Here is a 12,962-nt window from a genome sequence, read left to right as displayed (position 1 = left end):
GCGTCACGCTCCCTTATCTAGGTAGTTCGATTTGTTTGTTATCGCGAGATTCTTTGTACAGGATGATTGTGTTACCGATGAGTTGTACAAGCTCACTTCCCGTTTCACGGGCAACTTCTTCTGCCATCTCTTTTCTGTCCTCGTCATTGTTGTTCAACACTTGCACTTTCATCAATTCGCGCTTCTCAATCGCATCTTCGATGTGACGGAACAGGTGCTCGTTGGTTCCACCTTTACCAATCTGAAATACAGGGGTCAGGTGATGTGCCTGTGACCGCAAAAAGCGCTTTTGTTTACCGTTTAACATGAATACTCCATACTCCTTATGTTGAGCAGGCCCTGATCGACAGCGCAAAAACTGTCCGGACCTGACCATTCAATTATTATTTTTCAATGGTGAAAATGATCACTGAGTACACAAGGTGACTCCGATTGCAGTACCATCTTCCGATCGCTGTTATCCCCAGATTTTTCTGATCCCTTTTCACAAAGGGAAAATCCGGTGATAAATGCGACCACTTCGTTTCTTCAGATTGGTTCTGCACTCGTCGTCTGCCTGTACTCTTAATATCATTTTCACACTTCAAAACTGTTTAGCACTGCACGTCTCATCGTCTCCACAGGAGCCGGGATGCCGAGCCAATGTTCAAAGGCTACAGCGCCCTGATATACAAACATACCCAGACCACCGTGCACTGTGCATCCACGTAACCGCGACTCCCGAAGCAGGCGAGTTTCCAGCGGATTATAGATCAGATCACTCACAGCTGCGCCTTCACGAATTAGTGCAGGATCAACCGGTACGTCATCAACATGCGGGTGCATTCCGGCAGCCGTTGTGTTAATCACGATATCAGCCGTAGCCAGTACCGTTGTAGCGTCTTCCATGCCACTGCCCGAGATTTCTCCCAAGCCATGGCCTCGTAAATCCGAAGCAAGTGTAATAGCCCTGTCCGCTGTACGGTTCAGAATGTGGATCCGTTCAGGCTTCTCCAGTGCAAGTGCATATATGACACCTCTCGCTGCTCCACCTGCTCCCAGGACAGCGATACGTTTGCCCGCAAGCTCAGGCACAGCCTCTTCCTTCAACGATCGGACATAACCAATACCATCCGTATTGTACCCTGTCAGTGTTCCACCTTCATTAACGATGGTATTCACCGCACCAATCAGGCGAGCACTTTCATCGATCACATCCAGATACTGCATCACCTGCTCTTTGTGCGGGATGGTCACATTAACACCACGATAGCCCAGTGCCACAATTCCGCGAACGGCCGCTTCCAGTTGATCCGGATGAACATGCAGTGGCATATACATTCCATTCACTCCTGCAGCCTGCAGAGCCGCATTGTGCATTGCCGGAGACTTGGAGTGAGCAATAGGATCACCCATAACACCAAGCAACACGGGAAGTGAAGAGTTGAATTTGTTCTGCTCAGACATAGGTCCGCCTCCGATCCATCTGATGTACAGCTTCTGAGATTACTAGATCAAGGATGGGCGGATCTGTACACGAATGCCTTTTGGAGCATGAACAGCAACAAGCGCTCCAATATCGCCATTAACCTTAATCCAGCCCAGACCCGAGATGAATACATCCGATTGACTGCCGCGTTTGATGCGGAATTCATGTCTGGTCCATTCAGCCATCTCTGCTGCATCCTCACGGGTTGGCGGAGACAACAATTCTCCCAGATGGTCGCGGTACAGATCATCTGCACGCTCCAGCTTCGTCCGGTGAATATCAAGCGCAGTGCTGATAAAACAAGTGAACGACTGGCGATCACCTTCCACAAAGTCAAATCGAGCCATGCCGCCAAAGAACAGCGTCTGACCGGAATTCAACTGATACACAGCGGGTTTAAGCGGTTTTTCCGGCATGATGGCAGCGAGATCCTTACGTGAAACAATCTCGCTGAAACGCCATGGATAAACGATTCCGGGCGTATCAATGATATATTTTCCATCATCCAACGGAATGTTCACCATGTCCAGCGTTGTTCCCGGATAACGGGATGTGGTCAGTTCCTGCTCCAGATCGCTGTAATCACGGATCAGACGGTTAATCAGTGTGGATTTGCCCACATTGGTGCCGCCAACCACATATACGTCACGATCTTCGCGATAGGTTCCAACAAGCTCAAGCAGACGGTCGAAGCCCTGATTTTGCTTTGCACTGCACAAGACTACATCCACGGTACGCAAACCCTGTTCTTTGGCTTGCTTTTGTACCCAGTTGCGAATCTTGTTCCAGTTAGTTACTTTCGGAAGCAAGTCCGTTTTGTTCACAGCAAGCAATACCGGATTGTTGCCTACAAAACGTTGCAGACCGGAGATAATACTGCCATCAAAGTCAAACAAATCAACGATATGGATGACAAGTGCATCCTTATCCCCGATTTTGCTAAGCAGCGCCAGGAATTCGTCCTGATCCACCGTAACGGATGATGACTCATTGTAGTTTTTGATACGGAAACAGCGTTGGCATATAACCGGTTCACGATCCAATGCCTTCTCGGGGATAAACCCTGGTAATTCCGAATTTTCTGTTTGCAGATGCACGCCGCATCCGCTGCACCTTACGGCAAGGTTGCCGTTATGCGGTTCTGTCATTTCTTCTTTTCCTCCTCAAGCCATAAGCCTTTCTTGCGTAAACTCGTTAGAGCAATCCGTTCCACGCGTCGATTGAAGCGGGTCATAAAACCTTCGTCCCCAATGGAGATTGGCAGTACCAGAACGGTATATAACCCCATTCGGTTCCCTCCATAGACGTCCGTAAGCATCTGATCACCTACTACAATCGTTTTTTCAGGAGATAACTCCATCATTTTCATTGCTCTACGAAACGGTACATTCGATGGTTTGCGTGCACTATGCACAAACTGGATATCCAGCGGGGTCGCAAACAGGGATACACGATTCAAATTGTTATTGGACACAATCATCAGCTTGAAACCTGCCTCTTTCACACGTGCAAACCATTCAATCAGTTCGGGCGTAGCGTCAGGGGCTTTGGCTCCAACGAGTGTGTTATCCAGATCAGTTATAATTCCACGGTAGCCTTGAGCGTACAGCTCTTCCAGATTAATGTCAAAAACCGTGTCTACACGCAGCTTGGGCATTAACATTTTAAACAAAGAAGTCACCTCAGTTTCATACGACACACTATATCACAAATCCGTCTTTCCTGAAAATGCATACAGCGCCTGATGGCATAGGAAAAAAGGAAAAACGGGACGGGCAACAACTATGCCCGTTCCGCTTTCAGTTCCTTCCGCAGCTTCAAGGCGGTCTGATAGACGCCCTTCCAGTCGTCGGCAGTTACGGACGCCGGACTGTAACGAGTCTGTTCAAACTTCGTGAGAAGCTCATACAATGTTGCTTCTGCAGCAGGTTTTGCCTGGCTCCAGCGGGCTACCGATTCACGAAGTGTCTCGTCTCCGCTCCGGGTCAACCCTTTGCGTTTCACATACTGAATCCAACGCTCGGTCTCTGCCACTACCTTCTGTTCAGGGGTGAGCGGTCCACCTGTCCGTAGACGAAGCAGGAAGAATCGCATGGAGAAACGATTACGCCAGAACATATAGGCTACCCACAATACAATAATGGCTCCTGCAGCCCAGATAACAAAAGTTGGGATGGCAGACGATGTCTGCTCAGGTGCAGGGGTCTGTTCTTCCTCTTGTACCGGCTCCTCTTCTGGCTGTTCTTCAGGCTCATCTACAGGCTGTACATCAGGCTGTTCCGTCAGCAGCGGCATATCAAAGCCCGGCGTTGCTTCAACAGGAATCCAGCCATACTCACCAAAATAAACCTCTGCCCAGGAGTGTGCATCTGCATTGGTAACGGTGTAGGTCGTCTCAATCTCCGCGCCAGGTTGACGTGGGGCCTGCATGTCCGAATTCAGAGACAGTTGTCCAGGCGCATAACCTTTAACCCACCTAGCAGGAATGCCCTCCGAGCGCGCCATCATCACCAGCGCAGTGGAGAAGTAGTCACAGTAGCCTTCCATAATATCGAACAGGAAACCTTCCACAAAGTCGCTGCTTACTTTTCGAGATAAATCCGGATTGTTTGTGTATTCAAAATTAGTTTGTAAATAGTTTTGCAGTAATGCCACTTTTTCATACGGAGTATTCGCAGATGCCGTTATCTCGGCTGCCAGATTCGACACCCGGTCAGGGAAACGGGATGGTAACTGCAAGTACATATCATCTGCCGGATTACTGTTATACAGATCTTCAAATGACTTCGTACGAAGCTCATCTTCCACAATCACAGGGGCTTCCGATACGATAGTATACGTCTTGGGATACTGCGGTTGCTGACGGTCTGTCACCACATGCAGTTCAGCCTGTTCAGCATTCCACAACATCCGTTCCGTTCTGTCCTCACCATTAATTGAGCTCACTTCCGAGATCGAATAAGCACCAAAGAGAATCGGATAGACATTATCATTCAGCATCGTTACATTCTGAGTCACTTGTTTGGTATTCACATTACCGGATTCTTGGTTCTCCAGAGGCTGTCCAGCTTGAACATTCTCTGTCGTACCCCGTCCACGGTCATCCCAACCTGTGCCTGTATACTCTGCACGTGTCTCACCGCGCCAGTAACTACGCTCATTGGTCGTGACAGACATGACAGGGGTATAGTCGAAGTTGAATCCTCCACCAAGCTGATTGTCTTCCCTGCTGTATCCCGATTCGGTACCCGCGGGAATATCAAGGTTTCCGTTACCAGCCTGACTTGTGGAAGTTCCGGTATAGTTACGCCACGCCGTATATGGGTCCGTCAAGGTGGGTGGAATCTCAGGCATATTAACGCTGGCTACAATAATCAAAGAAAAGATAATGGCAATATTGGCCAGGACTTTATAAGGATACCGGATGATTCGTTTCCAACCTTGTGGATACTGTAGCTGATAGTTACGGAAATGCTGGCATACGAGCCATCCCATCCCCGCAAACATCACCCACGCGATTTCAATCCAGAGTGGAATCTGGGTGAAAGAATCGAGAATCCCCATCGAAATGATGTTAACACCCAGAAAAACAAGAATGCGACGTGTTGTGGTCACGAGTCGAAGCGCAGCTTCAAGCATCACCCATGCACACAGGGAGAACCAGATGTACGGCGTCATGTGTAATATGAATTGCTCCGCTCGGTCCGTTAAAGAGCCATAAGGGATGTATACCGTATAATCAATTAGCGTTTTATGCAAAATGTAACCAACAACGACCGCCTTGATGATCGCCCGATAGATCGTTTTGAAGGGCAGAATGACCTCCAGTACACTGACCGCTGCAAGTGTCCATAACACCAGAGAAGTTGTCTCCGTGTACCACGATTCCTGCGTAAATGAAATCCACTGCATTCCAATCAGGAAAATCCAGAGCAATGATGCTGCATGGTACCAGGATCGTTTGCCTGCAATACTTTCATTTCCTTTTGTACTCATACAGAACCTCCCCCCATCACCGTTGGAAGCTCCTGCAAGTGAGAAACAGTGAATGACCTCGTGCCTCTTCCACGCAACATGGCATTCCACTCGGCACTCCGGCGGGATTCACTGGTATCGATCAGAATATGACATGGAGTCATACCCCGCGTATCGGCCCAGCGCAACAGTTCCATTATTTTTTCATCCTTCTGGGGAGAAATCACAACAAAGTAAGCTCCCTGAGGCAGTTGACGTGCAATTCTTTCCACGCCGGGCAACAGATGGGTATCCTGACCGTTATATTGAATATCCACCAGATGATGCATCATCTTCTGTCGTTCCATCAGACTTTCACTGGGGGCCATGAAGGATGTCTGGTCTGACAATGTCAACAACCCCATCCCCATTCGTTCCCTGACACCATACTCCAGCAGAGAAGCAGCCGTGGAAACGGCAATTTCAAATGCATCCCCATGTTCATAACTTGATGCCAGCGCATCCAGAACCAGAACGGTTTTGGGCACAGACTCATGTTCAAACTCCTTGGACTTCCAGTTCCCTGTCTTTGCCGTTGCATTCCAGTGAATGCGGGAAAGTCGATCTCCGTATACGTAGTCACGTACACCATTGATCTGAGTGGTCTCTCTCCGTGAGCGGGTTAACGCCGTCTGAGGACCGGATAACCGTGATTTGCGGTCGTAAAGCTGCCAATATGGAATAAATGCCGTTCTTGGCAGTACGCGAAACTCACCTTTGGCCTTAAACTTTCCTCGATGTTCAATCAGTCCAAATATGTCCTCGCTGGCACATTCCGTTTCTGAAAAAACATACTTCCCCCGCTCAAGTGGTGGCGTCTGGAATGACAGCTCCCCATTACCTCGCATATTGGGAATCAAACTTTCCTTGAACGACCACGATTCTCCGTTATGCCGATGCAGCATTTCACGCACAACAACATAGGGAAGCGGGAGGAATCCCGGAATCGTCAGACTCAGCTGTACTTGAACCTGGTCACCCGCATGCAGCAATTCTTCGTGGTCTGGACCAGAAGATAACCTACGAACTCCTTGAGCACGTCTTACCCCGCTAAATCCAGCAATGGCAAGGTATACACCGAGCAGGGTCACCATCGACAGCAACATAAGGGATGTCTTCCCGCCCTGAAACAAAACATAAGCCAGACAGCACATCCACACCATTGCGATGCTCCATACGCGTGGGTGGCGTAACCCTCTATTCACTGTTCTCAAAAGCGGCTTCATGAACTATTGCCCCATGGAGACGGGCACGCGTACTTGCTGGAGTACGGCATTCAAAACGGCCTCGGAACTCATACTGTCCAGTCTCGATTCGGGACGAAGCACAATACGATGAGAGATCACATAAGGGGCCATCGTTTTCACATCATCCGGAAGCACATAATCACGTTCCTGCAAGAATGCAAAGGCTTTTACGGCCATCATGAACGATATGGCTGCCCGTGGGCTGGCACCCAGCAATACAGATGGGTGGGAGCGGGTTTGACGAACAACATCCAGCAAATAGTCCATAACCGGATCACCGATAAAGACCTCTTTAATCTCCTGCTGAATTGCCGAGATCTGGTCCATATGAGTCACGGATTCAAGGCGATCTACAGGCTGACCGAGCTGATGCTGTTTCAATAGGATTTTCTCAATTTCCTTATCGGGATAACCTAGACTTATTTTCAACATAAACCGGTCGAGTTGTGCTTCCGGCAACGTATACGTACCTTCAAAATCAATCGGATTCTGAGTTGCACAGAGCATGAATGGATGTGGCAGATCATACGTATCGCCATCAACGGTTACGCTGCGCTCCTCCATCACTTCGAGCAGAGCCGATTGGGTTTTTGTTGTGGCCCGGTTAATCTCATCAGCTAGCAAAATGTTGGTCATCACAGGACCTGGCCGGAAATAAAAACGCTCATCCTTCGGATGGAACACAGATACGCCCGTAATATCACTAGGTAAAATATCAGGATTACATTGAATACGTCGGTACTCACCGCGCATGGATTTCGATAATGCCTTGATTAACTGCGTTTTGCCAGTTCCCGGTACGTCTTCAATCAGAACGTGCCCGCCTGCAAGCAAAGCTGTAAGTAAAAGTTGAATTTCAAAGGATTTCCCCATAATGCAGGATTCCAGATTAGAACGAACTGCGGATATGATTTGGATCGACTCTTTGCGCACAGGCATGTGGTCTAACCTCCTAAAAAAGCATACAGATTTCCTTTTATTGTACATGATCCAGAGTCACGAGTACACTCGAAGGAACTCACAATTTGTTTCCAGCCCGTCAGATTCACCGCAGTTCTCGCATGAATACGACAAAAAAGCCCCGGATAAAAGTTATCCGGAGCCTCTGCTGAATCGCAATATGTTCAAGGAGATTCCTCATTCTATGTTAGCCTTTTGGTCTAACGACCAATGCCGCGAGAAAAGAAAAGATGATCGCTGACGATATTCCCGCAGCAGTCAGATCGAAAATCCCTGTAATCACACCCAGCCATCCCTCTTTTTCCAGCTCCGTCAATGCCCCGTGCACCAAGGAATTACCGAAACTTGTGATGGGGATGGTAGCACCCGCACCTGCAAATTTAACCAAGGGGTCATACACGCCAAATGCATCCGCAAGCGCACCTGTCACAACAAGTGTACTCATGGTATGAGCTGGCGTCAGTTTAACCCCATCCATTAGAAGCTGTCCGATAACACAGATTAAACCGCCAACAATAAATGCCCACAAGAACTGCATTACCTTTATCCCTCCTTTTCTATGGCTACGGCATGTGCAATACAAGGAATACTTTCACCCTGCTGGTACGAAATCGGAGATAACAGCGCCCCGGTAGCAACAACGAGCACCCGTTTAAGATCACCCTTCTGCATCCGGTTCAAAATATGACCATAGGTGACGGTGGCAGAACATCCGCAGCCACTTCCCCCGGCAACCACATAAGGCTGTTTCTCCCGATCATAGATCATCAGGCCGCAGTCATTAAAAACTGTCTGTTCCATTGGAATGCCTTCTTTTTGCAAAAGCTCTTTCGTAATTGGCAGACCGACGGAAGCCAGATCCCCGGTCACAATGAGATCATAATAGCCGGGTTCCAATCCCGTATCCCTGAAATGAGAGATTATAGTGTCGGCTGCTGCTGGCGCCATGGCTGAACCCATATTAAAGGGATCTTTGATGCCCAAATCCATAATGCGTCCAATGGTGGCTTTGGTAACAACGGGACCATCACCAGTACGGGAGACCACACCACACCCTGCTCCTGTGACGGTATATTGCGCATAAGGCGGCTTTTGGGAGCCATACTCCGTCGGATACCGAAATTGTTTCTCCACCGTACAGTTGTGGCTCACCGTTCCTGCAAGAACATAATCGCCAGCTCCGGAGTCAACAATCATGGACGCTAACGCTAACGTTTCCATGGAAGTAGAACAGGCTCCAAAGACACCCAAGTAAGGCACACCCAGTTTTCGCGCTGAAAAGGAACTGCTGATAATCTGGTTCATCAGATCTCCACCAACAAAAAATTGAAGCTCTTCCTTGGTGATATTTGCATTTATCAAAGCCAGTTGGGAGGCCTGTTCGAGCAGTTTACGTTCTCCCTTTTCCCACGTTTTCTCGCCGATCTCGAGGTTGTCGTAGACATAATCGAAATCAGATGACAGTGGACCCTCGCCTTCTTCTGGTCCTACAACTGCGGATTTACCGATGATCCGCGGACGATTCTCAAACTGCCATGTCTGGCGACCCAATCGTTTCACAGGTGCCCACCTCCAAATCCCAAAAAGGCATAAACGATCCCTACGACAAATGCTGCCACGACACCAAACACAATAACGGAACCAGCAAGTTTAAACATGTTGGCCCCTACACCGAGCACCAGTCCTTCAGCACGATGTTCCAGTGCAGCAGAACACATGGAATTGGCAAATCCGGTAACCGGTACAGCCGTTCCCGCTCCTGCCCATTGAGCCATTTTATCGTAAACGCCGAGACACGTTAGAATAACCGATATGAGAATCATGACCGCCACCGTAGGACTGGAAGCTTCCTTCGATGTCATGTCGAAACCGGCCATAAAAGCCTCTTGAATGGCCTGTCCAATCAAACAGACGGTACCCCCAACCAGAAATGCTTTGAGGCAATTTTTCAGGATTGGACGAGGCGGCTCATGTTTTTTTGCGACTTTTTTGTACTCCTTTTCATCCATGGACAGGGACGATGATTTTTTTTCGCTTCCGGATGCAGATTGAGCTGGCAAGATACAAGACCTCCTCTATGTGAAAATGGTTCAAAGCTACGGCTGAATGCCAATGTGTGTAATCCTATATTCATTGTTTGTTAATAATCGGAAGGTTATGTATCCGGCGACAGACAGCATATGTTTCCAACAAGATCATGTTGTGAAAGCAAGATGGGAATACGCCGGATCTGAGGACTTTTAGAGACGTCTATAAATAAAGAAGAACAATCACGAGCAAGATAAAAAGAACGATAAACAGTACTTTTTCCGTGCCCTCTTCTGGAGGCTTCATTGGATATTTAGCTCCTTCCTGTAAACAGACAAACAAATATTGAAATAAAGAACTTCACAAAATGATGACATCTCCTCCATATATTCATATTCATTGAAGTGGCATCAGGACTGCGACTACAGCGGATAGAGTCATGAAACTTGGACACGGTAAGCGCCCAAAATATGCCTTAAATACGTGACATAAACATGGACAATCACTTGCGCAAGGTTCATACTGTAATGTGACCAGTGGTTAAATAACAAGTCCTCAGCATATTAAAGTGCATGTTCAAAAAGATAAAAGACTTTTTGAACTACATCTTAAAAGGACAACAGGCGGGTAGCCGTTCTACTGTGACCTGAAATACATACCAACAGAGGAGTTGTTGACACATGAATGAAAAAACGATGGATATGTTCCGTACGTTGACGGAATTTCCTTCCGCATCCGGTTTTGAACGTGAGCTTCGCGGCTGGATGAAAGATAAGCTTTCCGCTTATACCGATGAGTTCGTCCAGGATCGCCTGGGGAGTCTATTTGGTGTATTACGCGGGGAGGAATCCGGTCCCAAAGTTATGGTAGCCGGACACTTTGACGAAGTGGGTTTCATGACTACTGGCATTACCGAAACAGGTATGATCAAGTTCCGTCCACTGGGTGGATGGTGGAGTCAGGCTGTACTGTCTCAACGATTGGAAATCATCACACCTGATCGTCGGATTACCGGAGTTGTAGGTTCTACACCTGCACACTTGCTGGACGAGTCCCAGCGGAACAAACCTGTTGATCTGAATTCCATGTATCTCGATATTGGAGCAGACAACCGTGCGGAAGCAGAATCCTGGGGCATTCATCCAGGGATGCAGATCGTGCCGATCTGTGAATTTACGCCTATGGCCAATCCTAAGAAAATTATGGCTAAAGCGTGGGATAATCGTTACGGCGTAGGACTTGCACTTGAACTGGTTGAAGCGCTGCACAAGGAAAAACTGCCTAACACGCTTTATGCTGGTGCAACGGTTCAGGAAGAGCTGGGGCTTCGCGGTGCACGTACGGCGGCCAATCTGATTCAGCCTGATATCTTCTTTGCACTTGACTGTAGCGCGGCGAATGATATGACAGGTGACAAACAGTCATTTGGACATATCGGAGAAGGAGCATTGCTTCGTATTTTTGACCCGGGTATGTTCACCCATCGCGGAATGGTGGAATATGTTCAAGATACGGCTTCATCCAATCAGATTAAAATGCAGTATTTCATCTCACCAGGGGGTACGGATGCAGGTCAAGTTCACCTGAGTGGCATTGGTGTACCATCAATAGTTGTTGGTATCTGCGCACGTTATATCCATACCTCTTCTTCCATCATTCATACGGATGACTACGATGCGGCCAAAGAACTGATCGTGAAGTTGGTCAAAGGTCTGGATCGGACAACGATGAATACCATAATTAATAACGCGTAACAGTTGACAAGAGACCTCCTAACCATCGGGAGGTCTCTTTTTTTATATTCACAACGATATCAGTTAGACACGTAGATTAATAGGCCGAACATTATAGGGAATTACACATAAGATACAATAACGGAAGATGAATTAAACACCAAGCAGCGGGGGACCTTTTATGGCAGTGAGAAGGAACGGAAAATCGAATAAAGGTTCCAAAAAAACAAATGCCGCAAACACCCTTCTCAATGGCAACCTTAAAGGAAGAAATCTGGAACTTATCGTTGCAGCATTACTGGTAAGTGGGAAGTTAAGAGTGGATGCGGTCACGTTGTTTCGAGAAGCTACACTGGTCGTTGAACTGGTCGGGCAGTATAAATCGCTACAAAATATTACACCCTCGAATCAAGACAAACTGGTGCAATTCCTCGATGAGATCGGTGGCGATATGACGTTGAATGACGTTATACGGGCTTTCCAACAGAGAATCAATTCCTAAACGCCAAGAAATGAGGTTGAAGTGATGTCTGACTTTGACGGAAATGGGTTCGCTGAACTACTGATCATTGTCATTCTTGTTGTTTTATTTGTATTCGGTTCTTCCGATATTGACGACCTGACTGATTCTCCTTCTCAATCCTGAATTGGCTAGGTTATTACGATTTATTCATTATGAAATCCATACCTGTAAACGCCAGCCCACAATATGCGGGCTGGCGTTTTTGGATGGCTATAGAAATAGCGGTGAGAATGCAATCCAGGCCAAAATAAGAGTAAGCACAATGCAGACATTCTCTACAACGGCCCCACGCTTGGTCCCTGTACTCATCAGATTCACCCGTATGCGCCACTTAAGTGGTGGTAACGGACGAATACCCCGATTGGTTAGTGAATCGGCCAACAGATGCATCGCATATGCCGTGCCTCCCGCTACCCAAATCTCCGGTCCCTGCTGCTGGGTCGTGCTGTACAACAAGCCCGCCCATATTGCGGTTCCGTATAGGGTATGTGTCAGTCCCCTATGAGTCAGTGTGGTGCAGAGCATTAACAAACTGCCTGCAATCAAGTTCCACGGTGCGAACGCGTGACCATAGAAGACCAGCCCAAGTCCAATCACAAACATCAACACTTTGCGAAGCGAACGTGAAGGCAGGAATGACACGAGCGCAATGAGGATCGCAAGCAACAGGTTCCATGGTTTGGCATGAACATAGAAGTACACAAATACAGCTGTGGGCAACAGAATCGTCTGTAACAACCTGATCAGACTGTTAGGCAAGGCTCTGGATACCAGCAGCGAATTTGGCTCATCAATGTCAGGCAATAACGAACCAATCAGAGCAACCGTAACTGCCGGTGCAGTCACCGGCATACCGGCCAACTGCAGAACAGAAAGCGACACGCCTGTCCCGATAATAAGGTGGGATCTTCCCATCATGATGCAAAAACGTCCTTTCGAAGAAATCGGGAACAATACGGCCCAGTTCCGATTTTACAACGAAAACAAAA

General features: G+C 47.9%; 13 protein-coding genes. 2 read left to right on the top strand and 11 right to left on the bottom strand.

What is annotated here, in order from left to right:
* Positions 1-13 precede the first annotated feature (13 nt).
* The 10 genes from yhbY to spoVAC form a co-directional block, all read right to left on the bottom strand.
* Positions 14-307: a ribosome assembly RNA-binding protein YhbY gene (gene yhbY, locus CXK86_RS28825; RefSeq protein WP_017687186.1), complete on the bottom strand. Its 294-nt coding sequence runs from the start codon at positions 305-307 to the stop codon at positions 14-16.
* 269 nt (positions 308-576) lie between these two features.
* A complete protein-coding gene (aroE, locus tag CXK86_RS28820) occupies positions 577-1,446 on the bottom strand; it encodes a shikimate dehydrogenase (protein ID WP_076254410.1) in 870 nt (289 codons plus the stop codon).
* A gap of 42 nt (positions 1,447-1,488) precedes the next feature.
* The gene (yqeH, locus tag CXK86_RS28815; RefSeq protein WP_036615146.1) at positions 1,489-2,616 is read right to left on the bottom strand and encodes a ribosome biogenesis GTPase YqeH; all 1,128 of its coding nucleotides are present in this window, start codon (positions 2,614-2,616) and stop codon (positions 1,489-1,491) included.
* Positions 2,613-3,140: a YqeG family HAD IIIA-type phosphatase gene (locus CXK86_RS28810; protein ID WP_036668542.1), complete on the bottom strand. Its 528-nt coding sequence runs from the start codon at positions 3,138-3,140 to the stop codon at positions 2,613-2,615. The genes yqeH and CXK86_RS28810 overlap by 4 nt, the downstream gene beginning before the upstream one ends.
* 110 nt (positions 3,141-3,250) lie before the next feature.
* Positions 3,251-5,464 carry a DUF4129 domain-containing transglutaminase family protein gene (locus tag CXK86_RS28805; protein WP_076254408.1) on the bottom strand — a complete coding sequence of 738 codons (2,214 nt, stop codon included), beginning with the start codon at positions 5,462-5,464 and terminating at the stop codon, positions 3,251-3,253.
* Positions 5,461-6,708, bottom strand: a complete 1,248-nt coding sequence (locus CXK86_RS28800) for a DUF58 domain-containing protein (RefSeq protein WP_179087962.1) — start codon at positions 6,706-6,708, stop codon at positions 5,461-5,463. Before CXK86_RS28800 ends, CXK86_RS28805 begins: the two co-directional genes overlap by 4 nt.
* A 3-nt stretch (positions 6,709-6,711) precedes the next feature.
* Entirely contained in the window at positions 6,712-7,668 is a 957-nt protein-coding gene (locus CXK86_RS28795) for an AAA family ATPase (protein ID WP_036615157.1), read from the bottom strand.
* A gap of 208 nt (positions 7,669-7,876) precedes the next feature.
* A complete protein-coding gene (gene spoVAE / locus CXK86_RS28790) occupies positions 7,877-8,227 on the bottom strand; it encodes a stage V sporulation protein AE (protein WP_036615159.1) in 351 nt (116 codons plus the stop codon).
* A gap of 5 nt (positions 8,228-8,232) precedes the next feature.
* Positions 8,233-9,249 (bottom strand): stage V sporulation protein AD, encoded by a 1,017-nt coding sequence (spoVAD, locus tag CXK86_RS28785; RefSeq protein WP_036615162.1) that lies wholly within the window; start codon positions 9,247-9,249, stop codon positions 8,233-8,235.
* Entirely contained in the window at positions 9,246-9,749 is a 504-nt protein-coding gene (spoVAC, locus tag CXK86_RS28780; RefSeq protein WP_036615164.1) for a stage V sporulation protein AC, read from the bottom strand. Before spoVAC ends, spoVAD begins: the two co-directional genes overlap by 4 nt.
* A gap of 648 nt (positions 9,750-10,397) precedes the next feature.
* Here spoVAC and CXK86_RS28775 point away from each other — a divergent pair.
* Complete coding sequence (locus CXK86_RS28775; RefSeq protein ID WP_036615166.1) at positions 10,398-11,471, top strand: M42 family metallopeptidase; 1,074 nt, start codon at positions 10,398-10,400, stop codon at positions 11,469-11,471.
* A gap of 160 nt (positions 11,472-11,631) precedes the next feature.
* Positions 11,632-11,952, top strand: a complete 321-nt coding sequence (locus tag CXK86_RS28770) for a hypothetical protein (RefSeq protein WP_036615167.1) — start codon at positions 11,632-11,634, stop codon at positions 11,950-11,952.
* 231 nt (positions 11,953-12,183) lie between these two features.
* Here the strand turns inward: CXK86_RS28770 and CXK86_RS28765 are convergent, their stop codons facing one another.
* Positions 12,184-12,891: a metal-dependent hydrolase gene (locus CXK86_RS28765; protein ID WP_076254404.1), complete on the bottom strand. Its 708-nt coding sequence runs from the start codon at positions 12,889-12,891 to the stop codon at positions 12,184-12,186.
* Between the last annotated feature and the right edge of the window lie 71 nt (positions 12,892-12,962).

The sequence above is a fragment of the Paenibacillus sp. BGI2013 genome, from assembly GCF_002843485.1.
Taxonomy (GTDB): Bacteria; Bacillota; Bacilli; order Paenibacillales; family Paenibacillaceae; genus Paenibacillus; species Paenibacillus amylolyticus.
Note: the sequence above shows the minus strand (reverse complement) of the source record. Positions and strands in the feature narration are given on the sequence as shown.